The organism is Streptomyces sp. NPDC057099, assembly GCF_042671245.1.
Classification (GTDB): Bacteria; Actinomycetota; Actinomycetes; order Streptomycetales; family Streptomycetaceae; genus Streptomyces; species Streptomyces purpurascens.
Genome location: NZ_JBHUTX010000009.1, coordinates 202,367 through 223,908, shown reverse-complemented (window position 1 = coordinate 223,908; position 21,542 = coordinate 202,367). Strand labels below are relative to the sequence as shown.

The window sequence follows — 21,542 nt, the reverse complement described above, 5'->3', positions numbered from 1 at the left end:
CGGCGATGACGTGAGTGGGGATGCTCCGGCGCCGTGGCGAGAAGGGCGGGGGAGCTGTACGGGGCGGGGTGTGCCTGGGCATCCGTCGTCGGATCCCGGCCAGCCGCCTGTCACGAGACTAACTAACCAATTAGTCAGCTCACAAGTCTTGACTTGTTCCCGTGACGGTCCCAGTCTGACTAACCAATCAGTCAGCCGAACGTGGCAGCTCCTGGCGCCGCACCGGCCACAGCCTCACCGCCCATCGCCGCCGCAGCGGCGCGGAGGAGGACCCCATGCACCCCTCGACCACCCGGGCAGAGACCGTCACCTCTCCCCCGCCGGAGTCGCCGCTCGAGCACCCCGGGGAAGCGCTGCCCGCCCGCTACTACACCGATCCGGCCATCGCGCGGGCCGAGACCGACCGGATCTTCGCCAAGTCCTGGCAGCTCGTCTGCCACGAGTCCGACCTGCCGGGGCCGGGCGCCCGGCTCGCCGCCACCGCCGCCGGACGGGAAGTGCTGGTCGTCCGGACCGAGGACGGCGGCCTCGCGGCCCACTTCAATGTCTGCCGGCATCGTGGTACCCGCCTGGTGTCCGCCCCCGAGCCGTCGGGCAAGGCGATCCGCTGCCCGTACCACGGCTGGACCTACAAACTGGACGGACGGTTGGTCGGCGCCCCCGAGGCCCGCCGGATCCCCTGCCTGGACAAGCCGAAGCTGGGCCTGCATCCGGTCAATGTCGAGTCCTTCCTCGGCTTCGTCTTCGTCAACCTCGACCTGGAGGCGACGCCGCTCTCCGAGTCCTGCGCCGGGCTCGCCGAGGCCGTCGGGCGCTACGCGGGGCCCGGTCTCGTGCCCGTCGGCAAGCACCGCATCCACGATCTGACCGGGGGCGAGGAGCAGAACGCCAACTGGAAGGTGATCGTCGACAACTATCTGGAGGGCTACCACGTCCCCGTGGCCCACCCCTCGCTCATGCGACTGCTCGACTACCAGGCGTACACGGTGGACGTGCGGGAGAACTACGTCCTGTTCGAGTCCCCGCTGCGCGACAAGCCGTCCTCGAACTGGACCGAGCGGCTCTACCAGCGGCTGGCGACCCCCATGCCGGGGCTGGCCGAGGCCGACCGGCGGGTATGGCGGTACGCCGTGATCTATCCCAACACGCTCATCGACTTCTACCCTGACCACGTGCTCGCGTGGACCGCCCTGCCCACCGCCCAGGACCGGGCGGCGATCCCCGGGGCCTTCTACACCAAGCTCGGCGAGGACGTCCGCACCCGGCTGGCCCGGCGGCTCAACATCCACATCGGCTGGGTCACCAACGACGAGGACGCCGAGCTGGTGGAACGGGTGCAGGCCGGGATGCGCACCCCCGGTTTCGAACCGGGTCCGCTGTCGCAGCGCGAGGCCGCGGTCGGCTGGTTCGCCCGCCGGGTCCGGGAGGACCTGGAGGGAATCACCGAGTGAAGCCCTTCGGAGCAGCGAGCTCACCGCATCCGCGCGACGCCGCCGTCCGGCTCCCGTCGTCCTTATCGCGCGCCCTCTGACCTGCGCGTACGCACCTCCCCAGACCGGTCTTCACTGCGGAATCAGGGCCTGAAGTGAGCCGACCAGCCGGTCCCGCCCTGGAGTTGTGCCGTTCCTCGACGGAGAGGACGCTTCATGTCCCCCGAGGCAATACCGCCGTCCCGCCGTGCCGTGCTGCGGGCGGGCGCCTGCGGCCTGCTGGGCGCCGCGGCCGGCGGCTGCGGGTTCATGCCCGCGAAGAAACCCGACGCCGACCGGCTCGCCCCGGTCGAGCCGCGCGTCGACGGAGACCTCGTCTACTTCAACTGGGCCGACTACGTCGACCCGGCCGTGTTCAAGGGCTTCGAGAAGGAGTACGGCGTCAAGGTCATCCAGTCGAACTTCGACTCGATGGAAGGCATGGTCGCCAAGCTCAACGCCGGCAACCGCTACGACATCGTCTTCCCCTCGGCCAAATGGGCCCAGCGCCTGGTCCGCGGCGGTCGGCTGCGCCGTATCGACCACTCTCACCTCACCAACTCCCGGGCTGTGTTCGGCTCGTACAGCTACTTCGCCGACCCCTGGTACGACCCGGGCTCCGCGCACACGATCCCCTTCACGACGTACAAGACCGGTATCGGCTGGCGTCGCGACCGGATCGGCGAACTCGCCGACAGCTGGCGAGACCTGTGGAGCGACCGGGCCAAGGGGAAGGTCTTCCTGCTGGACGACCGCGACGAGGTCCTCGGCATGGGCGCCCTCGCGCTCGGCCTCGACGTCAGTTCGGGTGACACCGGCGCCCTCGACCGGATCACCTCGCTGCTGGGCACCCTGCGTCCGCGGCTGCGCGGCTTCTCCAGCGACAGCTACAACAACCTCCTCAACGGCAACGCGCTGATCCAGCAGGCGTGGAGCGGCGACATGGCCGCCATGCTCAACCAGGCCGAGGACCCGTCCGTGTTCGGCTTCCAGGCCCCCAAGGAGGGCACGCCGATCAACTCCGACTGCTACGCCATTCCCTGGAACGCGGCCCACCCCGGCACCGCGATGCTGTTCATCGACTACATGCTGCGGCCGGAGAACGTGAAGCGGAACATCGAGTACATCGGCTACCCGATGCCGGTCGCGGGCGCCGAGAAGGTCTACGCCGACCTGGTCGAGCCCTTCCCCGAGTGCCTCGTCACCGAGGCGGACCTGAAGGCCGACCTGTTCTTCCGCAACGGCGGCCGCGCGGCGGAGGACGCCCGCGACACCGCCTGGACCCATGTGAAGGCGGGCTGAGACATGGCACTGCTCCGCCCCTCCTCCCGCGCCCGCCGCCGGGATACCGACGGCACCCGCGTCTGGACCTGGCTCATGCTGCCCGGCACGCTCTGGATGACCGGCTTCCTGGTCGCCTCACTGGTCCTGGTCGGCGTCCTGGCGGTCGGCACCACCGACGAGCTGGGCAACCCGCGCTTCGGCTTCGACCTGTCCGGCGTGCGCGCCCTCGCGGACCCCGCCTACACCGAGGTCCTGGCCCGCTCCCTCGGCTACGCCCTGCTGACCTGTCTGATCTGTCTGCTGATCGCCTATCCGGTGGCGTACACCATCGCCCTGCACGGCGGGCGGTACAAGCACGCGCTGATCGCCGCGATCGTGGTGCCGTTCTTCGCCAACTACCTGGTGCGGATGTACGGCTGGTCCGTGGTCCTCTCCGACGACGGGCCCGTACTGCGCACTCTGCGCGCGGTGGGGCTCGCCGACGTCGGCACGAAGATCCTCCACAGCGGCTTCGGCGTGGTCGCGGGGCTCGTCTACGGCTTCGCCGTCTTCATGATCATCCCGCTGTACGCGGCCCTGGAACGGCTGGACGTCTCCCTCATCGAGGCCGGCCGCGATCTGTACGGCGGCCCGGTCCGCACCTTCTTCTTCGTCACCCTGCCCGCCACCCGGCAGGGCGCGGCGGCCGGGCTCGTCCTGGTCTTCCTGCCCGCGATGGGCGACTTCGTCAGCGCACAGCTCATGGGAGGCCCGGACCAGATCATGATCGGCAACCTCATCCAGGACAAGTTCTTCCAGGGCCAGAACTGGCCGCTCGGCTCCGCCCTCACCATGCTGCTGATGCTGGTCCTGCTGATCGGGATGCTCGGCTATCTGCGGCGGACCCGCAAGGACGAGGCGGAGGCACGCCGATGACCCTGCTCCGGCTCCCCTCCCCCACCGCCCCGGCGCGTCCGGCTGCCCGGACCCCTGCGCGGCGCGGCCGGGCCCACCGCAGGCCCCGCGTCCTCATCGCGGTCACCGGGCTGTTCTTCGCGCTGCTCTATCTGCCCATCGCCGTGGTGGCGCTGTTCTCCTTCAACTCCCAGAAGTCGCTGACGGTGTTCGACGGGTTCAGCCTGCGCTGGTACCGCGCCTTCGCCCACGACGAGGTCCTCCTCGCCTCCCTGGGCACCAGCCTGCGGATCTCCCTGGTGGCGATGGCAGGTTCGCTGCTCCTCGGGGTGGCGCTCGCGCTCGGCCTGGTCCGGTGCCGCACCCGGCTGGGCTCGCTGGCCGGCCTGGTCATGCTGGTGCCGCTGATCACGCCGGAGATCGTCACGGGCGTGGCGTCGATGCTGCTGTTCAAGGGACTGGGCGTGCCGCTGTCCACCGGCACGGTGATGCTCGCCGAGATCACCTTCTCCATCTCGTACGTCACGGTCGTCCTCCGCTCACGGGTCGCCGCGCTGAACCCGGAGGTGGAGGAGGCCGCGATGGACCTCGGGGCCACCCGGTGGCAGGCGGTCCGGCTGGTGACACTGCCGGCGCTGCTGCCCGCCGTGCTGGCAAGTGCCGTACTGATCTTCGCGCTCGTCTTCGACGACTTCGTGCTCGCCTACTTCACCACCGGCGTCGACCCGCAGCCGCTGTCGGTGCGGATCTACTCGGCGATCCGTTTCGGCGTGCAGCCCACCATCAACGCGGTCGGCACCCTGATGCTCGCGGGATCCATCGCCCTGATCGCCCTGGCCCTGTTCATCCCGCGCCTCTTCGGCCGCCGCGGCGGCCTCGACCTCTTCTCCGGGAAGTGACCCATGGACGCGACCCCCGCCGTCCGGCTCGACGGTGTCTCCAAGCAGTTCGCCGACTCCTACGCCGTCCACCAGCTCGATCTCGACATCGAGGCCGGCCATTTCTTCTCCCTGCTGGGCCCGTCCGGCTGCGGCAAGACCACGACACTGCGCATGATCGGCGGGTTCAGCGACCCCACCGAGGGAGCGGTGCTCCTCGGCGGCGAGGACGTGACGGCGCTGCCGCCGAACAAGCGCAACGTCAACACGGTCTTCCAGAGCTACGCCCTCTTCGACCATCTGAGCATCGCCGACAACGTGGGCTTCGGCCTCAAGCGCAAGGGCGTCGCCAAGGCGGAGATCCGGCAGCGGGTCGGCGAGATGCTGGAGCTGATCCAGCTCGCCGGGCTGGCCGACCGCAAGCCCGGCACGCTCTCCGGCGGTCAGCGGCAGCGTGTCGCGCTGGCCCGCGCGCTGGTCAACCGTCCGGCCGTCCTGCTCCTCGACGAGCCGCTGGCCGCCCTCGATCTGAAGCTGCGCCGGCAGATGCAGGTGGAGCTGAAGCAGATCCAGCGCGAGGTCGGCATCACCTTCGTCTTCGTCACCCACGACCAGGACGAGGCGCTGACCATGTCCGACCGGATCGCCGTGATGAACGAGGGCCGCATCGAGCAGTGCGGCACGCCCGAGGACATCTACGAGCACCCCGCCACCGGCTTCATCGCCTCCTTCATGGGGACCTCCAACCTGATGACGGGCACCTACCGGGGCGGTGAAGTGTCGCTGGAGAAGGGCCCCGCCCTGCCCGTCGGCCCCCGCTCCGAGATCGCGGACGGCACCACCGTCAGCGTGACCGTGCGCCCCGAGAAGATCTGGCTGTCGGACTTCGAGCCCGGCATGTCGATGCTGAGCGGTGTCGTCCGCGAGACCGTCTACAGCGGCCCGACCACGACCTATCTGATCGAACTCGCCCCGGGCGTCACGCTGTCGGTGCTGGAGCAGAACACGGACCGTGCGCGCATGGAGGACCGCTGGTGCGGCGGCGAGACGGTGGAGTTCGGCTGGCGGCCCGAGCACTGCCTGGTCCTGGCCTGAACGCCCCGACATCTCTGACGAAAGCGAACCCATGCATCACGACGTGATCGTGCTGGGCGCCGGGTTGGCGGGGCTCTCCGCCGCCCGGGACCTGGCCGCCGCCGGCACCGACGTGCTCGTCCTGGAGGCCCGAGACCGGATCGGCGGCCGGGTCGAGCAGACCCGCACCCCCGACGGCCGTACCGTCCAGCTGGGCGGTGAGGTCGTCGGCCACGGGCACACCGCCTATCTCCGGCTCGCCGAGGAACTCGGCCTGAAGCTGGTTCCCAGCTATGTGGCCGAGCCCGGCCTCATGACCCGGGCCACTGCGGAGGGCAGCTCGGCCGGTGATCCGCCGCACTGGTTCGGCCCCGGCGACCCGGCCCTGCACGAGCGCCTGAGCGCCGAGTTCACCGGCCTGGCCGCCACCGTCGACCCGGACGACCCGTGGTCGCATCCGGACGCGTCCGCCCTAGACCGGCTGTCGGTGGCCGACTGGCTGCGCTCCCGGCAGGCCACGCCCGCCGTGGTACGCCTGTGGGACATCGGCCAACTCGCCCTGGCCGGCGGCTCCTACGAGCGGATCTCCCTGCTGTCCGCACTGCGCAAGAGCGCGGCGGTCCCCGGATCGGGCACGGGCGACTACGACTACGAGGACTGGGAGGGACTACGACTGGCCGACGGCTCGGCGACGCTCGCCGAGGTCATGGGCCGGGAACTCGGTCCGCGCATCCGGCTCGGCTCCCCCGTCGCCGCGCTGGACATCCGCCCGGACCGTTGCGCCGTACGCCTGGCCACGGGCGAGGTCCTCACCGCGACGGCCGTGGTGAGCGCCCTCCCGGTGGGCCCGCTGCGGTCCGTCGCGATCACCGGGGTCGGCGAGGCCAGGATCGCCTCCCTGCACCGCCAACGCCACGCGACGGCCGCGAAGTTCGCCGCCGTCTACGACCGTCCCTTCTGGCGGGATGCCGATCTGAACGGCCTCTCCGAAGCCGAGGGAGTGCTGGGCAGCACCTGGCCGCAGAACGAGGGCGTTCTGTCGGCCCTGATCCCGCCCGAGCGCTACGGCGTCCTGCTCGGCACCCCGCCGCAGCGACGCACCCCCGAGTTGCTCGCCGAGATGGCCGGCCTGTTCGGCGACGAGGCGCTCCGCCCGACCGCGTGCCATCTGCGGCTGTGGGGCACCGACCCGTGGACCCAGGGCTATGTCACCCAGTGGCCGCCGGGCGAGGTCATGGCGGTCGGCCCGCTGCACGGCACGCATGAACCGCCGTTCTACGTCTGCGGCTCCGACCAGTGGGTCGCGGGATACATGGAGGGCGCCGTCCGCACGGGCCGCGCCGCCGCCGAGGAGGCACTGCGCCGTGGCTGACACCTCTGACCTCGCGCAGGTCCTCAACCACATCGGCGGCGAGGAGGTACCGGCGGCCTCCGGCGCCACCCTGCGGCTGATCGACCCGGCCACCGGGCTCCCGCACGGCACGGCCCCGCTCGCCGGCCCCGAGGACGTGGACGCGGCCTGCCGGGCGGCCGAGGAGGCCTTTCACGGCTGGGCGGTGACGACTCCGGCACAGCGGCAGGCCGCGCTGCTGCGGATCGCCGACGCGCTGGAGCGGGAGGCCGGAGCGGTGGCGAGCGCCGAGGTGGACGACACGGGCAAACCGCGCGCCTTGTTCCTGGGTGACGAACTGCCCGCGATCGTGGACGTGTTGCGGTACTTCGCCGGAGCCGCCCGCAACTTGCCGGGCGCGGCGGCCGCCGAGTACACACCGGGCCGTACCTCCGTGCTGCGCCGCGAGCCGGTCGGCGTCTGTGCCCAGATCACCCCGTGGAACTATCCGCTGATGATGGCCGTATGGAAGGTCGCCCCGGCGCTGGCCGCCGGCAACACGGTCGTCCTGAAACCGTCCGACACCACACCGTCCTCGGCGGTGCTCCTGGCCCGGCTCGCCGCCGAGCACCTGCCGCCCGGCGTGCTCAACGTCGTGTGCGGCGACCGCGACACCGGGCGGTCCCTCGTCGCCCACCCCGACGTGCGGCTGGTGGCCGTCACCGGCAGTGTCCGCGCGGGGCAGGAGATCGCCGCCGCTGCGGCCGGCGACCTCAAGCGGCTGCACCTGGAACTCGGCGGCAACGCGCCGGTGCTGATCCACGCGGACGCCGATCTCGACGACGCGGTGGAACAGCTGTCGTCGCTGTCCTTCTACAACGCGGGGCAGGACTGCACGGCCGCGACCAGGATCCTGGTCGACCGGCGGATCCACGACGGCTTCCTCGCCCGCTTCGCCGAACGGGCCGCCGGCCGACGGCCCGGAGCACCGGACGACGAGCGGGCCGCGTTCGGCCCGCTCGCCAACGCGGCCCAACTCACCCATGTGCGGTGCCTGTTGGACAGGCTTCCGGATCACGCCGAGATCGTCACCGGCGGCTCGGCCCTGCCCCGCCCCGGCTACTTCCACCAGGCCACGGTGGTCGCCGGGGCGCGGCAGGAGGACGAGATCGTACGGAACGAGGTGTTCGGCCCGGTCGTCACCGTCCAGCCCTTCACCGACGAGTCCGAGGCCTTCCGCCTGGCCAACGGCGTGCCCCAGGGGCTCGCGGCGAGCGTCTGGACCCGCGACCACGACCGGGCCATGCGGGCGAGTCGCGCGCTGCGGACCGGCATCGTCTGGGTCAACACCCATGGCACGACGGTGTCGGAGATGCCCCACGGCGGCGTACGCCACTCCGGGTACGGCAGCGACCTGTCGCTCACCGGTCTGCTCGACTACACGCAGGTCAAGCACGTGATGCTGTGAGGGGCGTCAATCGCGCAGCCACGGTGCGAGCATCCCGCCCCGCTTCAGGGATCCGAGGACCATCGACACATCCACGGACGCCGCCGCGTCCAGCCACGGGGAGCGCGTCACGAAGTCGTGGAGGGCGGCCTCGTCCGGGAAGGCGGTCAGCGCGAGCAGTTGGCGTTCGCCGGTGACGAAGCTGACGTACCGGACGTGCGGGGACTCGGCGAGCGCCGCCGCCACCCTGTCGACGCCGGCCGGGACGGCACGCACCCACAGCACGGCCTCCACCGGCAGTCCGAGCAGCACCGGTTCGATCACGGCCCGGACGCGGACGCGCCCCTCCCGGCGCAGGGCGCCCAGCCGGCGTCGGGCGGTGGCCTCGGACACCCCGGACACCCGGGCCAGTTCGTCGTAGGTGCACCGCCCGTCCTCGGCCAGGGTGTTCACCAACAGGCGGTCGGCTGTCCGCCTTCTTCGCGTTCGTGCTGGTCATCGGGCTGCTGTACGGGGCGGCCCTGAGCTCGGTCGCCTCGCTCGCGCTGACGACGCTGTTCCCCGGGCTGCCGCTGAGGCCGCCGGCCGTGGTGATCGCGCTGGCGTCGGCCGGGCTCGTGTACGTGGGCCGGTACGCGCTGTTCGAGCGGGTGATGATCGGGTTCATGCTGGCCAAGTTCGTCGGCATGGTCGTACTGGCCGTGGCCACGCTCGTCACCTTGGACGACCCGTCCGCTCTGGTGTCCTCGCCGCGGCCGCGGCTGCCGGCGGGCGATGTGGTCACCGTGCTGGCCCTGGTCGGCGGGGTGGGCGGCACGGCCGGGGTGGCCTCGTACAGCTACTGGCTGCGGGAGAAGGGCTGGCAGCACCGGAGCTGGCTGCCCGTCATGCGGGCCGATTCGGCGGTGAGCTACGGGGTCACGTTCCTGTTCGTGGTGTGCACCTCGATCGTGGGCACCGGCCTGCTGTCCGGCAGCGGCCGGACGATCACCGGCAACGACGGGCTGACCGCGCTGGCCGAACCGCTCGGCGCGGACCTCGGGTGGGTGGCACGGGTGCTGTTCCTGGGCACCCTCTTCCTCGTGACCCTGAGTGCCCTGGTCGGCGGCTTCAACGCCCTGTGCTATCTGCTGGCCGATTCGCTGCGCACCCTGCGCGGGGTGCCGGACGCCGAGGCCGAACGGCACATGGGCCAGCGCAGCCGTCCGTTCCGCCTGTTCGTGCTGTACTGCGCGGTCGCGTCCGTGGCGGTGACCTTCATGGGCCGGCCGGTCCCGCAGGTGCTCGCCTACGCGGCCGTGGGCTCGCTCGTCCTGCCGCTGCTGTCCGGGGCACTGCTGGTGCTCCTCAACCGGCGTGGCCTGCGTCAGCCGTACCGCAGCAACACCGTCTCGAACGTGCTGCTGTCGAGCTCCTTCGCCCTGTTCGGGGTGCTCGCCGTAGTCCAGATCAAGGAAACCCCGGGAGGACTGTGAACCCCGCCGACCTGTGCTTCACCACCGCGACCGACCTCGCCGCCGCCCTGCGCCGGCGTGAGGTGTCCGCGCGTGAGGTCGTCACCGCCCACCTCGAACGCGTCGACCGGGTCAATCCGTCGGTGAACGCGATCGTCACGCTCGTCGCCGACCGGGCGCTCCAGGAGGCGGCCGAGGCGGACGAGCGACTTGCCTCGGGGGCGGAGGCCGGACCTCTGCACGGGCTGCCCGTCGCGCACAAGGACCTCCACGACACGGCGGGCATCCGCACGACGTACGGCTCCCCCCTCTTCGCCGACCACGTCCCCACCCGGGACCATCTGGTCGTCGAACGCCTCAAGGGTGCCGGGGCCATCACGCTCGGCAAGACCAACGTGCCCGAACTCGGCATGGGTTCCCACACCGTCAACCCCGTCTTCGGCGCGACCCGCAATCCCTACGACCTGTCGCGCAGCGCGGGCGGCAGCAGCGGCGGCGCCGGGGCCGCCCTGGCCTGCGGCATGCTGCCGATCGCCGACGGCAGCGACACCGGCGGCTCCCTGCGCAACCCGGCGTCCTTCAACAACGTGGTCGGGCTGCGGCCCTCCCCCGGCCGGGTCCCTTCCTGGCCCGACAAGGCGCCCTGGGGGCAGCTGTCGGTGAAGGGCCCCATGGCACGGACGGTGCAGGACGTCGCGCTGCTGCTGTCCGTCCTCGCCGGACCGGACCCGCGCAGCCCGCTCGCCCTCGACACACCGGGGTCCGCCTTCGCCGGCCCGCTCGACGGCGACATCCGTGGCTTGCGGGTCGCATGGTCGCCCGACCTCGGCGGGAGCGTGCCCGTCGACCCGGAGGTCCGGGACGTGGTGCGGGGCGCGGTGGAGGTGTTCGGCGCGCTGGGCTGCGAGGTCGAGGAGGTCTGCCCCGACCTGTCCGGTGCCGACGAGGCCTTTCTCGTCCAGCGCGCCTGGCAGATGGAGCTCGCCTACGGTCCCCTGCTGGACGAGCACCGGCACCGCATGGCCCCGGACGTCGTGTGGAACATCGAGGAGGGCCGCAAGCTCACGGGGCCGGACCTGGGCCGCGCCCAGCTGCTGCAGGCCGCGCTCTTCCACCGGGTGCGCGAGTTCTTCGCGTCGTACGACGTCCTGCTGCTGCCGGTCAGCCAGGTCGCGCCCTTCGACGTCGGTCTCTCCTACCCCGCGTCCGTGGACGGCACCGGCATGGAGACGTATCTGGACTGGATGCGCTCGGCCTACCTGATCACGATGACCGGCTGCCCGGCCCTGTCCGTCCCGGCCGGCTTCACCCCGGCCGGACTGCCGGTCGGACTCCAGGTGGTGGGGCCGCACCGGGGGGACACGGCCGTACTGAGGGCGGGTCACGCCTTCGAGCAGGCGACACGGGTGGGGGAACGGCGTCCCCCCTCAGCTGCGAGCTGTTGACCGAGAGTCGAGCGGGACGCCTGTGTGGTGCTCCAGGGCTTGGATGAGGCGGGCCTGGAACTCCTCGTCCTGCGCGGCGGGGTGGGGTGTCTGTAGCTGCTGGTGGTACCAGTAGCCGCCGGTGCTCGGGGTCACGTCGGGGTGCGTGGCGAGCCGGACCTGGGTCTGATGGCCGGCGGTCAGGTCGTCCGGGGCGCCGCGACCGCCCATGCGGGTAGGGACCCACCCCGGGTCGACCGCGTGGCTGGACGTTCCTTCCCAGCGGGACGCGAAGGCGAGCGCGAGGGCGGTGACCCACAGCTTGGTGTCGTCGTAGGAAGCGGTGCCGGAGGTCAGCCGTCGCAGGTAGGTGGAGCCGGTCCGGTGCATGGAGCTGCTGAGGTAGACGAGCCTGGCCGGCTTCTCCATCAGGGCCGTCAGCAGGTAGGGCGCGACGGTGTTGACGGTGACGTCCTCCGGGCGGTTCATGACGCCGGCGTTGTGGATGACGGCGTCGAAACGGCCGAACCCGGAGGCCTGCCGGGCGACACCGTGGATCTCGTCCGGCTCGGCGAGGTCCCCGGTGATGACGCCCTTCCACCGGGCCGTGTCGCCGTCACCCACCTCGGTGAGACGGGCCGGGTTGCGGACGTGGATGACCACGTCGTGCCCGTCATCGGCCAGCGCGTTCGCCGTGTCGTGCCCGAGTCCGGCAGCCGCGCCGGTCACCAGGACCAGTGCCATGTCGGCCAACTCCCTTGTGTCTGTGGGCCGATCCGGTCCGGAGATCAGCCGCTCTCGTCCGGGGCCGCAGCGGTGGGACCCCCGGGGCCGGCGCGGAGCATGGCCTTGTAGAGGGCGTCGTGCTCGGGCGAGTCGGGCAGGGGCCGCAGGCGGGGGCCTCCAGGGACTGGATCAGCAGGCCGACGACGCGGCGCCAGGCATCGGGGGCGGCCTCGCCGGTGGCGTTGACGACACCGGCGTTGGCCATGTGGATCAGCACCAGGTCCGAGGGGTCGAAGTCCTCGCGCAGCCGGCCGGTGGCCTTGGCACGGCCGATGAGGTCGACCATGGAGGCGTACGCCTCGTCGCGGCGCCGCTCCAGCGCCTTGGCGGTGGGGAAGGTCATGGTCAGGACGTCGGCGAAGCCGCAGTCGGCGGCCTGCATCACGCAGGCCGTCTCGATGTAGCCGACGAAACCGTTCCAGGGTCCGGGTCCTCCAGGGCGACCGCCACCGCGTCCGCGTAGGCGTCCATGCGATCGGCGAAGACGGCGGCGACCAGCTCCTCCTTCGTCGGGAAGCGCCGGAACATCGTGGCGATCCCCACCCCCGCCTCACGGGCCACGGACGCCATGGAGGCGTTCAGGCCGTCCCGCGCGAACACCAGGCGCGCGGCGGCGATGATCCGCTCCCGGTTGCGCTCGGCGTCGCTGCGCAGCGGCTGTACGGCGGGGCCATCAGATGGGGGGCCATCGGATTGCTGGGCGCGGCGGGTCATACCGGCCAGTCTAACTACCGGCATGACCTATCCATTTCTAGGCGGGCAGCACGGCCGGAGCGTCCGGCACGGGCGCCTGCCCGGTGAGGTTCTCCGGGCGCAGGATCGTTTCCAGCTCCTCGGCGGTGAGCAGACCCGCTTCCGCGGCCAGTTCCTTGATGCCGCGGCCCGTGGCGAGGGCCTGGCCCGCCAGCGTGGTGGCGGCGGCGTAGCCGATGTGCGGGGCGAGGGCGGTCACGAGGCCGATGGAGCGGTGGACCGTGCCGCGGAGGTGTTCGCGGTTGGCGGTGATGCCCGGGACGCAGCGGACGGCGAGCGTGTCGCAGGCGGCGCGCAGCTGGGTCAGGGAGCGCAGCAGGCTGTAGGCGATGACGGGTTCGAACGCGTTGAGCTGGAGCTGTCCGGCCTCGGCGGCCATGGTGACGGTCAGGTCGTTGCCGATGACCTCGAAGGCGACCTGGTTGACGACCTCGGGGATCACCGGGTTGACCTTGCCGGGCATGATGGACGAACCGGCCTGCACCGGCGGCAGGTTGATCTCGCCGAGCCCGGCCGTGGGGCCGGAGGACATCAGCCGCAGATCGTTGCACGTCTTGGAGAGCTTCACCGCGACGCGCTTGAGGACGCCGGAGAGCTGGACGAAGGCACCGCAGTCCTGGGTGGCTTCGATGAAGTCGCCCGCGGGCCGGACGGGTTCGCCGCTGATGTCGGCGAGATACGCGCAGGCGAGTTCGGCGTAGCGGGGGTGGCCGTTGATGCCGGTGCCGATCGCGGTGCCGCCGAGGTGGGACTCCAGCAGCAGGGTGGCGGCCTCGGTGAGCCGCTGGCGGTCCTCCTCGATCATGACGGCGTAGGTGGTGAACTCCTGACCCAGCGTCATGGGGACCGCGTCCTGGAGCTGGGTGCGGCCCATCTTCAGTACATCGCCGAAGTCCGTCGCCTTGTCGGTGAAGGCCGTGGCGAGCGCCCCCAGGGAGTCGCCGAGGCGGCGCAGTGAGGCGACCAGGGCCAGACGTACGGCGGTGGGGTAGACGTCGTTGGTGCTCTGCCCGAGGTTGACGTGGTCGAGCGGGTGGATCACGTCGTAGCAGCCGCGCGGGTGGCCGAGGATCTCCAGGGCCCGGTTGGCGATGACCTCGTTCGCGTTCATGTTCGTCGACGTGCCGGCCCCGCCCTGGACAGGGTCGACGACGAACTGGTCGACGAGCCGCCCGGATCCGATCTCCTGGCACGCGCCGATGATCGCCCCGGCGATATCCGGCGGCAGCAGGCCGAGATCACGGTTGGCCTGCGCGGCGGCCTGTTTGACGGCGGCCAGTGCGGCGATCAGGTCGGGGAACCGGGCGATGGTCGATCCGGTGATCGCGAAGTTCTCCACGGCCCGCACGGTGTGCACGCCGTAGTAGTCGTCGGCGGGGACCTCCTTGTCTCCCACCAGGTCGTGCTCGATGCGTGTGCTCCGCGCCATCTGATGCTCCTCGTCCTTGCGGACCCCTTGACAGGCCCCCGCTTCCGGGCCCAGTGTTACCCGCCAAAACGCAGAACGCAATATATTGCATATGGCAGGAGGCCCCATGGACACCGCTCACCCCCGTCCCACCAGCACAGACACCCCACCGACCCGGCGCACAGGGTTCTGGCGGCGCTGTCTGAAGATGCCGATCGGCATCCAGTCGATCATCGCCGTCGGGCTCGGAGCCCTCATCGGAACCCTCACCCCGTCGGCCGGGGAGCAGATGAAGATCCTCGGGGAGGTGTTCCTGAACCTGGTGCAGGTCGTGGTCCTGCCGCTGGTCTTCCCGCTCATCGTGCTGGGCATCGCCCGCATGGAGTCGGTCAAGAAGGTCGGCCGGATCGCCGGCAAGGCCATCCTCTACTTCGAGATCGTCACGACCGTCATCCTGCTGATCGCGGTCGGCCTCGCGAAGTTCACGGGCATCGGCAAGGGCGCCCCCGTCCAGGGGGCCGACGCCGAGGACCTGGACGGCATGAGCCAGGGCATCGACTTCCACGAACTGGTCCTGCACGCCTTCCCGAAGAACATCTTCGCCGCGTTCGGCGAGGGCAATCTGCTCGGCGCGATCGTCTTCGCCCTGCTCGTGGGCGTCGCCATGGCCGCGATCGGGGAGAAGTCCGAGCCCTTCGCCGCCGTCCTGGAGTCCGTCGCCTCGGTGATGTTCAAGGTCGTCGGCTACGTCATCCGCATCGCACCCCTGGGCGTCCTCGGCTTCATCTCCTACGACGTCGCCCACTACGGCTTCGGCAACCTGCGCAGTCTGCTGGGCTTCATCGCCGTGGTCTACGCGGGCCTGGCCATCGTCATCGGCGTGCTGTTCCCGCTGATCGCCGCGTTCTACCGCATCCGCTACGTCGCGCTGATGAAGTCGATCGCCGGGCTGGCCGGGATCGCCTTCGTCACCCGCAGCTCCGAATCGGTGCTGGCCCCGCTGATGGGCAAGCTCGAGGCGTTCGGCCTCAGCCGGTCGACGACCTCGTTCGTCGTTCCGCTCGGCTACTCCTTCAACACCGACGGCTCGGTCCTCTACCAGGCCGCCGCCCTGGTCTTCCTCGCCAACGCCTACGGCGCCGACACCTCGCTGCCCGCCCTGCTCCTCATGGTCGGCGTGCTGGTGATCCTCTCCAAGGGCATGGCCGGTGTCGCCTCCGCCTCCATCGTCGTGCTCATCGCCGCCGGCAACTCCATCGGCCTGCCCGCCGAAGGCGTCGCGCTGCTCCTCGGCGTCGACTTCATCGTCGACATGGCCCGCACCGGCGTGAACGTCATCGGCAACTCACTCGCCGCCGCCGTCGTCGACAGCTCCGAGAAACGGCGCGAGGCCAAGCGCGGCGCCGACGACCTCCCCCGCACCCCGGCCGGGACCGGGGCCACGGCCCTCCAGAAGGAACCCGTCCAGTGACCGCCTCCCCCTCGGAGATCATCGGCATCCTCGGCGGCATGGGCCCGGCCGCCACCGCCGACTTCTACGCCAAGCTGGTGTCGATGACGCCGGGCAGCAGCGACCAGGACCACCTCAGGACGGTCATCTGGTCCGACCCCACCATCCCCGACCGCACCGCGGCCCTGATCGGCGACGGCCCCGACCCGACTCCCTGGCTCCTGCACGGCGGGCGCGTCCTGCGCGAGGCGGGCGCCACCCTCATCGCCATCCCCTGCAACACCGCCCACGCGTTCGTCCCCCGCATCGCCGGCCATGTGGGCCTGCCCATCGTCCACATGATCGGCGAGGTCGCACGGCACCTGACCGCCCTGCGGCCCCCTGTGCACACCGCCGGGCTGCTCGCCACGACCGGAACCGTCCGTGCGGGCCTCTACCAGGAGTGGCTGGACCGCTTCGGAATCAGCCTCGCGCTGCCCGGCCCCGACAGCCAGCGGGACGAGGTCATGGCCGCCATCCACGCGGTGAAGGCCGGCCGGCGGGACGCCACGGCCACCGCACCGCTGGCGCGTGCCGCGCGCGGACTCACGGACCGGGGAGCGCAAGTGATCATCGCGGGCTGCACGGAGATCCCTCTCGGGCTGTCCGCCGCGACGGTCGAGGTCCCTCTGATCGATCCGGCCGCCGTCCTGGCGCAGGCCCTGGTCCGGCGGATGCGCGCGGCCTGAGGACGAAGGCGGGTGAGCGGGGATGCCGAGCGGCGACCGATGTACTGTACGCAATATGTCACTCGACAGCCCTGTCTCCCGCCGTCTCCTCAGCGACGAGGTCTTCCACCGACTGCGCGACTCCATCGTGCGCGGCGAACTCGCTCCGGGGGAAAAGGTCAAGGACGGCGAACTCGCCGAGCGTCTCGGTCTCAGCCGCACCCCGGTGCGCGAGGCGCTCGCCCGGCTCGCCGACATCGGTCTGGTCGAGGCCAAGCCCGGCGTCTACACCCGGATCACCACCCTCAACCGCCGCGACGTCGCGAAGACCCTCGCCGTCCTGCGCTCCCTCGACCAGCTCGCCATCGAGACGGCCGTGCCGGTGATGACCGAGCAGGAACGGCAGCACATGCGCCAGGCCAACCGGGACTTCGAACGGGCCGTCGCCGCCAACGACACCGACGCCGCCCTCGCCGCCGACGACCGCTTCCACGCCGTCCCCATCGCGGCGGCGGACAACCCCGTCCTCAGCCGGATCGTCGAGCAGCTCCACCCGCAGATCCACCGCATCCTCTACCGCAAGTTCTCCACGCTCCTCGGCGGCCGCAACACCATCGAGCACCACGACCAGCTCATCGACGTCTGCGCGGGAGGCGACGCCCGCGCCGCCGCCGAACTCTCCGGACAGCACTGGTCGGAGCTCGGCGGCCACATCAACCAGCTCTTCGACACCAATCAGTTCACGGAAGCCGCGCCCGCCTGACGGAGCGGCTGCCGCCGTGGATGTCGTGTCCAGCCTCCCGGGTCAGCGGACGGTCGTGCCGTCGGGCCGGTCGAGCAGGCCGAGTTCGTCCTGTGTCGGCAGGCCTTCCCAGTCGCCCCGGGTGGCGACGGCGAAGGCCGCGGTGGTGACGGCCCGGTGCAGCCGGGCGGGGATGTCCGCGCCGTCGAGGAGTCCGGACAGGTATCCGGCCACGAAGGCGTCGCCCGCGCCGACCAGATCGACGGCGTCGACCCGGCGCGCGGCCTGGTCGGTCGCTCCTTCGGCGGTGAAGCCGGTCGCGCCGTGGGCGCCGCGTTTGACGACCACCTCGCCGACCCCCGCGGACAGGAGGCTGTGCACGGCCTCCGACTCGCCCGCGTCGGGCCGTTCCAGCACCAGCGGCAACTCGTCCTCGGAGGCTATGAGCAGGTCGGTGTCGTGCCCAGCCTGTATCTGCTGAAGCAGCCGGACGCCGAGCGCCTCACGGAGTTCATCCGCGGCGGCGGCCATCTGCTGGTGTCGTTCTTCTCCGGCATCGTCGACGACTGCGACCGGGTGCACCTGGGCGGGTACCCCGCGCCGCTGCGCGAGGTACTGGGCCTGCGGGTCGAGGAGTTCTGGCCGCTGGCGGAGCGGGAGACGGTGGACGTCCGGCACTCGGACGGCACGGTGAGCCGCGCCGACCTCTGGTCGGAGGTCGTCGTGCCCGAAGGGGCGCGGACGGTGGCCGAGTTCGGCTCCGGGCCGCTGGCAGGGCAGCCGGCCGTCACCCGTCACGCCTTCGGCGAGGGAAGCGCCTGGTACGTCGCGACCCGACTCGCGCCGGAGGCCATGCGGGCCCTGACGGAGGACGTGTGCCGGACGGCATCCGTCGGGCCCGTGATTCCCGGGCTTCCCGAGCACGTCCAGGCGACCGTGCGCGAAGGCGACGGCGGACGGTTCGTCTTCCTGCTGAACCACGGCCGGGAAGCGGCGGAGATCAGGCTCCCGGAGCCGATGACCGATGCCCTGGGCCGAGGGGCCGCTCCCGCCGACCGCCTCACGCTGCCGCCGGCCGGAGTGGCCGTACTGGTCGAGCCGTAGACGACCGGACTCCAGACAGGGGACGTACATGAACAGCTCACCGCCCTCGCGGAGGTCTGTGCTCGGATGGGGTGCCGGGGCACTCTCCGCGCTCCCGGCGCTCACCGCCTGCGGCCAGACCGTCGGAGCCGCCCGCACGACCCGGCAGGAACCCGCACGCCCCGGCCGGCCGGTGAAGCTGGTCTTCTGGACGTGGGTGCCGATGCGCAAGACGGTCGACCTGTGGAACCGGACGCACCCCGGCATCCAGGTCGAGTTGCAGAACATCCCCGCCAACACCCAGGGCGGCTACCAGAAGATGCACTCCTCGCTGGCCGCCGGGAACCCGCCGGACCTGGCGCAGGTCGAGTACCACGAGCTGCCCGGCTTCATGCTGGTCAACGGCCTGACGGACCTGAGCGCGTACGGTGCCGACGAGCTGCGCGACAGCTATGTGCCGTGGCAGTGGAACCAGGGTGTCTTCGGGGGGCGTGTGCGTACCATCCCGCAGGCGTCGGGGCCGATGGGGCTCTTCTACCGCCGGGACCTGTTCGAGAAGTGGGGCATCCAGGCGCCCGGCACCTGGGCCGAGTTCGAGCGGGCCGCCCGCGTGGTCAAGGAGCGCGGCGGCGGTGCCCGGCTGTGCACGTTCGCGCCCAACCAGCCCACCTGGTTCGCCGCGATGTGCTGGCAGCGGGGTGCGCGGTGGGTGCGCACCGTGGGCGACACCTGGGTCGTCGACATGAACGGCGGTCTGTCGCGCGAGGTCGCCGACTACTGGGAGCTGGAACAACTACTTCCTGCCGCTGGTGATGCTCTCCGACGACCGGAAGTACCCCATCACACTGGGCCTGACGACCTGGCAGGCGGCGGCCGAGCGCAATCCCGAGCTCTACCAGCTCACGGTCGGCGGGGCGTTCCTTTCGGTCCTCCCGCTGGCCGCCGCGATGCTCGTCCTGCAGCGCTACTGGCGGTCGGGGCTGACCCAGGGCAGCGTCAAGGGCTGAGATTCCTCGCCGTACGCGATCACCTTTCGCTCCTTTTGCACATGTATCTCCCGTCTGAAAGCATCGGTATATACGGCTTGCTGAGAAGCACGCGTCTCGGACACCACCGCCCCGATCAGGACAGGCCAGGAGGCGGATCATGGCCACGGCGGAACTCGCTTCCGAACGAGAGTCGGACTATCTGTCGCAACTGACGATGGCCGCAGCCCGCTACGGGAACCGCACCGAGCAGCGTGAAAGAAACCAGTCCGTCCTCGAGACGCGTGGCGTGCTGTACGCGGACACGCCCGAGCGGATCGAGAAGCGGCTGGCGCGTCTCGGCGCCGACTGGGCCATGGCGCGGGCGATCGAGCGGACACCGACGGAACCAGCGAGCGGCGCGGGGAGCACCCTGGGCCTGCCGCCGGAGAGCTTCACCAGTGAGGCGCTGGGGCTGGAGCGCCTCATCGGGCGCAACAACCTCACCCCGGTCGCGTTCCTCGAGGAGGGTGTCCAGGTCTCGCGCTCGGTCGGCCGGATCACCATCAGCGGGCCGGGCGGCGGACACGGCACCGGCTTCATGGTCTCCCCCTCCCTGCTGCTCACCAACAACCATGTCCTGGGCGACGCGCAGGAGGCCGGCCGCAGCAAGGTCGCCTTCGCCTTCCAGGACGGCGCCGACGGCAACCCGCTCGTACCGGCGGTCTTCTCGCTGGAGCCGCTCCGGTGCTTCGTCACCGACCGGGCGCTGGACTACACCCTGGTCGCGGTGGCCCCACGCGGCGCGCAGGGCGAGGCGCTTTCGTCGTTCGGCCGGCTGGTCCTCAGTGAGGCCCAAGGCAAGGCCGTCATCGGGGAGTTCGTCAACATCATCCAGCACCCGCGAGGCGAGCCCAAGCAGATCGCGCTGCGCGAGAACCAGATCGTCGACGTGCTGGAGCGGTTCCTGCACTACGAGTCCGACACCCGTGAGGGGTCCTCGGGTTCTCCGGTCTTCAACGACCAGTGGGAAGTCGTGGCGCTGCATCACTCGGCCGTTCCGAAGACCGATGCCGAGGGCCGGCCGCTGAGCGTCGACGGCACGGTGTGGCGGCCGGAGATGGGCGAGCAGCAGCTGGCGTGGCGGGCCAACGAGGGGGTGCGGATCAGCCGGGTGCTGCGGTCCCTGCACGAGGCAGCGCTGACCGGTGAGGCGGCAGAACTGCGGGACGAGGTGTCCACCACGGGGCTGGACCCGTCTCCCGAGAAGAACGCGCCGCCGATGCCGTCCTCCGCCGGCAGGCCCGCTCTGGCGGGCGCCGACGGTTCACAGGACGGGGCCCCGTCTCACGCGGCCGCCGGTTCCGCTCAGCTCGTCCTCCCGCTGCGGATCACCCTCGACTTCGGCACCTCCTCGGCTCCCTCGGCCACCCTCTCGGCTCCGCTGCCCGCACGCGCACCGACACCACAGCCCTCTTCGGACGGGCAGCCGGATGTCGTCTCGGCGGTCGGGAAGGATGTCGACGCGGCCCTGACCCATCACCGGCTCTCCCGGGAACGTCCCTACTACGACCGGTCCGCGGACGCCGCCGCACGCGCCGCGTACTACGCGAACGTCCGCACCGACGACGGCGACGCGCTGCGCCGCGCGCTGACGACGCTGCTGGCCGAGACCCATGAGCCCAAGCCCAGGTACAAGCCGATGCGGCTGGTCTACCCGTGGGTCGACCTGCACAAGGACGGACGGCTGCGCAGCATCTACTCCGGCCAGGGCTTCTCCGCCGAGGAGGTCATACGGGCCGACGCGGCCGTGGAGGAGGCCCGGCTGGCCCGCGAGCAGGAGCTGCTGCTGCGGGAGCGGACGGCGGGACCGGCGGAATTCGCGGCCGAGTTCCGCGCGCTGGAAGCGTCCCTGCCGTTCAACTGCGAGCACGTGGTGCCGCAGTCGTGGTTCCACGAGAAGGAGCCCATGCGGGGCGACCTGCATCATCTGTTCACGTGCGAGTCCGGCTGCAACAGCTACCGCAACAACTTCCCGTACTTCGACTTCCCCGACTTCCAGGAGACCGTCCGGGACGCGTGCGGGAAGCGCGAGAGCGTGGGATTCGAGCCGGAGAAGTGCAGGGGCGTGGTCGCCCGTGCCACCCTGTACTTCCTGTTGCGCTATCCGGGCCAGATCGGCGACGTCGCGCAGGAGTTCCCCGAAGACCGGCTGCCCGTCCTGCTGCGGTGGCACGAGAACGAGGCGGTCACCGAGTACGAACTGCACCGCAACGCGGCCATCGCGGAGCTACAGGGCAACCGGAATCCGCTGATCGACCATCCCGAGTGGGCCCGCGCGATCGACTTCTCCGGGGTCTGGCCCTGAGCCGGGCGTCGACTCGCGCCGGACAG

General features: G+C 71.0%; 19 protein-coding genes and 3 pseudogenes. 16 read left to right on the top strand and 6 right to left on the bottom strand.

The window, feature by feature from the left end; translation table 11 throughout:
* Nucleotides 1-275: 275 nt before the first annotated feature.
* The 7 genes from ACFT4A_RS15850 (at nucleotide 276) to ACFT4A_RS15820 (ending at nucleotide 8,397) form a co-directional block, all read left to right on the top strand.
* Nucleotides 276-1,451 (top strand): aromatic ring-hydroxylating dioxygenase subunit alpha, encoded by a 1,176-nt coding sequence (locus ACFT4A_RS15850; RefSeq protein ID WP_382830216.1) that lies wholly within the window; start codon nucleotides 276-278, stop codon nucleotides 1,449-1,451.
* A gap of 195 nt (nucleotides 1,452-1,646) precedes the next feature.
* Nucleotides 1,647-2,771 (top strand): spermidine/putrescine ABC transporter substrate-binding protein, encoded by a 1,125-nt coding sequence (locus ACFT4A_RS15845; RefSeq protein WP_382830214.1) that lies wholly within the window; start codon nucleotides 1,647-1,649, stop codon nucleotides 2,769-2,771.
* A 3-nt stretch (nucleotides 2,772-2,774) separates the two neighbouring features.
* A complete protein-coding gene (locus ACFT4A_RS15840; protein ID WP_382830211.1) occupies nucleotides 2,775-3,668 on the top strand; it encodes an ABC transporter permease in 894 nt (297 codons plus the stop codon).
* Nucleotides 3,665-4,546, top strand: coding sequence for an ABC transporter permease (locus ACFT4A_RS15835; RefSeq protein WP_251058028.1), 882 nt, complete (start codon nucleotides 3,665-3,667; stop codon nucleotides 4,544-4,546). The genes ACFT4A_RS15840 and ACFT4A_RS15835 overlap by 4 nt, the downstream gene beginning before the upstream one ends.
* Nucleotides 4,547-4,549: 3 nt before the next feature.
* Nucleotides 4,550-5,620, top strand: a complete 1,071-nt coding sequence (locus ACFT4A_RS15830) for an ABC transporter ATP-binding protein (RefSeq protein WP_382830208.1) — start codon at nucleotides 4,550-4,552, stop codon at nucleotides 5,618-5,620.
* 31 nt (nucleotides 5,621-5,651) lie between these two features.
* Nucleotides 5,652-6,971 carry a flavin monoamine oxidase family protein gene (locus ACFT4A_RS15825; protein ID WP_382830206.1) on the top strand — a complete coding sequence of 440 codons (1,320 nt, stop codon included), beginning with the start codon at nucleotides 5,652-5,654 and terminating at the stop codon, nucleotides 6,969-6,971.
* A complete protein-coding gene (locus tag ACFT4A_RS15820; protein ID WP_382830204.1) occupies nucleotides 6,964-8,397 on the top strand; it encodes an aminobutyraldehyde dehydrogenase in 1,434 nt (477 codons plus the stop codon). Before ACFT4A_RS15825 ends, ACFT4A_RS15820 begins: the two co-directional genes overlap by 8 nt.
* 6 nt (nucleotides 8,398-8,403) lie before the next feature.
* Here ACFT4A_RS15820 and ACFT4A_RS15815 read toward each other — a convergent pair whose 3' ends face one another.
* On the bottom strand, nucleotides 8,404-8,832 hold the full coding sequence (locus ACFT4A_RS15815) for an Lrp/AsnC family transcriptional regulator (protein ID WP_382830202.1): 429 nt from the start codon (nucleotides 8,830-8,832) through the stop codon (nucleotides 8,404-8,406).
* A 32-nt stretch (nucleotides 8,833-8,864) separates the two neighbouring features.
* Here ACFT4A_RS15815 and ACFT4A_RS15810 point away from each other — a divergent pair, with 32 nt between their 5' ends.
* Both ACFT4A_RS15810 and ACFT4A_RS15805 read left to right on the top strand, forming a co-directional pair.
* A complete protein-coding gene (locus tag ACFT4A_RS15810; protein ID WP_382830199.1) occupies nucleotides 8,865-9,851 on the top strand; it encodes a divalent metal cation transporter in 987 nt (328 codons plus the stop codon).
* Nucleotides 9,848-11,275 (top strand): amidase, encoded by a 1,428-nt coding sequence (locus ACFT4A_RS15805; protein WP_382830196.1) that lies wholly within the window; start codon nucleotides 9,848-9,850, stop codon nucleotides 11,273-11,275. The genes ACFT4A_RS15810 and ACFT4A_RS15805 overlap by 4 nt, the downstream gene beginning before the upstream one ends.
* Here the strand turns inward: ACFT4A_RS15805 and ACFT4A_RS15800 are convergent.
* The 4 genes from ACFT4A_RS15800 to ACFT4A_RS15785 are packed head-to-tail and all read right to left on the bottom strand — an operon-like array spanning nucleotide 11,258 to nucleotide 14,222.
* Nucleotides 11,258-11,998, bottom strand: coding sequence for an SDR family NAD(P)-dependent oxidoreductase (locus ACFT4A_RS15800; RefSeq protein ID WP_382830193.1), 741 nt, complete (start codon nucleotides 11,996-11,998; stop codon nucleotides 11,258-11,260). The genes ACFT4A_RS15805 and ACFT4A_RS15800 overlap by 18 nt on opposite strands.
* A complete protein-coding gene (locus ACFT4A_RS15795) occupies nucleotides 11,928-12,422 on the bottom strand; it encodes a hypothetical protein (RefSeq protein WP_382830190.1) in 495 nt (164 codons plus the stop codon). The genes ACFT4A_RS15800 and ACFT4A_RS15795 overlap by 71 nt, the downstream gene beginning before the upstream one ends.
* Nucleotides 12,422-12,778 (bottom strand): TetR/AcrR family transcriptional regulator, encoded by a 357-nt coding sequence (locus tag ACFT4A_RS15790; protein ID WP_382830188.1) that lies wholly within the window; start codon nucleotides 12,776-12,778, stop codon nucleotides 12,422-12,424. The genes ACFT4A_RS15795 and ACFT4A_RS15790 overlap by 1 nt, the downstream gene beginning before the upstream one ends.
* 13 nt (nucleotides 12,779-12,791) lie before the next feature.
* Nucleotides 12,792-14,222, bottom strand: coding sequence for an aspartate ammonia-lyase (locus ACFT4A_RS15785; protein ID WP_382830186.1), 1,431 nt, complete (start codon nucleotides 14,220-14,222; stop codon nucleotides 12,792-12,794).
* A gap of 106 nt (nucleotides 14,223-14,328) precedes the next feature.
* Here ACFT4A_RS15785 and ACFT4A_RS15780 point away from each other — a divergent pair, with 106 nt between their 5' ends.
* Genes ACFT4A_RS15780 through ACFT4A_RS15770 form a run of 3 tightly spaced genes read left to right on the top strand, consistent with a single transcriptional unit; the run spans nucleotide 14,329 to nucleotide 17,121 of the window.
* On the top strand, nucleotides 14,329-15,672 hold the full coding sequence (locus ACFT4A_RS15780) for a dicarboxylate/amino acid:cation symporter (RefSeq protein WP_382830183.1): 1,344 nt from the start codon (nucleotides 14,329-14,331) through the stop codon (nucleotides 15,670-15,672).
* A complete protein-coding gene (locus ACFT4A_RS15775; RefSeq protein ID WP_382830181.1) occupies nucleotides 15,669-16,379 on the top strand; it encodes an aspartate/glutamate racemase family protein in 711 nt (236 codons plus the stop codon). Before ACFT4A_RS15780 ends, ACFT4A_RS15775 begins: the two co-directional genes overlap by 4 nt.
* A gap of 55 nt (nucleotides 16,380-16,434) precedes the next feature.
* Nucleotides 16,435-17,121, top strand: coding sequence for a GntR family transcriptional regulator (locus tag ACFT4A_RS15770; protein ID WP_382830178.1), 687 nt, complete (start codon nucleotides 16,435-16,437; stop codon nucleotides 17,119-17,121).
* Nucleotides 17,122-17,163: 42 nt separating this feature from the next.
* On the opposite strand, the pseudogene ACFT4A_RS15765 reads toward ACFT4A_RS15770, so the two are convergent.
* A pseudogene (locus ACFT4A_RS15765) lies at nucleotides 17,164-17,619 on the bottom strand (carbohydrate kinase family protein); the annotation flags it as partial.
* Between ACFT4A_RS15765 and ACFT4A_RS15760 the strand changes: the two are divergent.
* The 4 genes and pseudogenes from ACFT4A_RS15760 to ACFT4A_RS15745 all read left to right on the top strand — a co-directional run bounded on the left by ACFT4A_RS15760 (nucleotide 17,560) and on the right by ACFT4A_RS15745 (nucleotide 21,516).
* A complete protein-coding gene (locus tag ACFT4A_RS15760; RefSeq protein ID WP_382830177.1) occupies nucleotides 17,560-18,204 on the top strand; it encodes a beta-galactosidase trimerization domain-containing protein in 645 nt (214 codons plus the stop codon). The pseudogene ACFT4A_RS15765 and the gene ACFT4A_RS15760 sit on opposite strands and share 60 nt — an antisense overlap.
* Nucleotides 18,125-18,943 (top strand): annotated as a pseudogene (locus ACFT4A_RS15755) (ABC transporter substrate-binding protein); the annotation flags it as partial. The gene ACFT4A_RS15760 and the pseudogene ACFT4A_RS15755, both read left to right, overlap by 80 nt.
* A 25-nt stretch (nucleotides 18,944-18,968) precedes the next feature.
* Nucleotides 18,969-19,190 (top strand): annotated as a pseudogene (locus ACFT4A_RS15750) (carbohydrate ABC transporter permease); the annotation flags it as partial.
* A 139-nt stretch (nucleotides 19,191-19,329) separates the two neighbouring features.
* Nucleotides 19,330-21,516 carry an endonuclease gene (locus ACFT4A_RS15745; protein ID WP_382830174.1) on the top strand — a complete coding sequence of 729 codons (2,187 nt, stop codon included), beginning with the start codon at nucleotides 19,330-19,332 and terminating at the stop codon, nucleotides 21,514-21,516.
* Nucleotides 21,517-21,542 lie beyond the last annotated feature (26 nt).

Bases quoted from the DNA above. Each gene is read 5' to 3' on its own strand.
- ACFT4A_RS15850 (WP_382830216.1), top strand. From the start codon at position 276: ATGCACCCCTCGACCACCCGGGCAGAGACCGTCACCTCTCCCCCGCCG.
- ACFT4A_RS15845 (WP_382830214.1), top strand. From the start codon at position 1,647: ATGTCCCCCGAGGCAATACCGCCGTCCCGCCGTGCCGTGCTGCGGGCG.
- ACFT4A_RS15840 (WP_382830211.1), top strand. From the start codon at position 2,775: ATGGCACTGCTCCGCCCCTCCTCCCGCGCCCGCCGCCGGGATACCGAC.
- ACFT4A_RS15835 (WP_251058028.1), top strand. From the start codon at position 3,665: ATGACCCTGCTCCGGCTCCCCTCCCCCACCGCCCCGGCGCGTCCGGCT.
- ACFT4A_RS15830 (WP_382830208.1), top strand. From the start codon at position 4,550: ATGGACGCGACCCCCGCCGTCCGGCTCGACGGTGTCTCCAAGCAGTTC.
- ACFT4A_RS15825 (WP_382830206.1), top strand. From the start codon at position 5,652: ATGCATCACGACGTGATCGTGCTGGGCGCCGGGTTGGCGGGGCTCTCC.
- ACFT4A_RS15800 (WP_382830193.1), bottom strand. From the start codon at position 11,998: ATGGCACTGGTCCTGGTGACCGGCGCGGCTGCCGGACTCGGGCACGAC.
- ACFT4A_RS15795 (WP_382830190.1), bottom strand. From the start codon at position 12,422: ATGCAGGCCGCCGACTGCGGCTTCGCCGACGTCCTGACCATGACCTTC.
- ACFT4A_RS15790 (WP_382830188.1), bottom strand. From the start codon at position 12,778: ATGCCGGTAGTTAGACTGGCCGGTATGACCCGCCGCGCCCAGCAATCC.
- ACFT4A_RS15785 (WP_382830186.1), bottom strand. From the start codon at position 14,222: ATGGCGCGGAGCACACGCATCGAGCACGACCTGGTGGGAGACAAGGAG.
- ACFT4A_RS15780 (WP_382830183.1), top strand. From the start codon at position 14,329: ATGGACACCGCTCACCCCCGTCCCACCAGCACAGACACCCCACCGACC.
- ACFT4A_RS15770 (WP_382830178.1), top strand. From the start codon at position 16,435: ATGTCACTCGACAGCCCTGTCTCCCGCCGTCTCCTCAGCGACGAGGTC.
- ACFT4A_RS15745 (WP_382830174.1), top strand. From the start codon at position 19,330: ATGGCCACGGCGGAACTCGCTTCCGAACGAGAGTCGGACTATCTGTCG.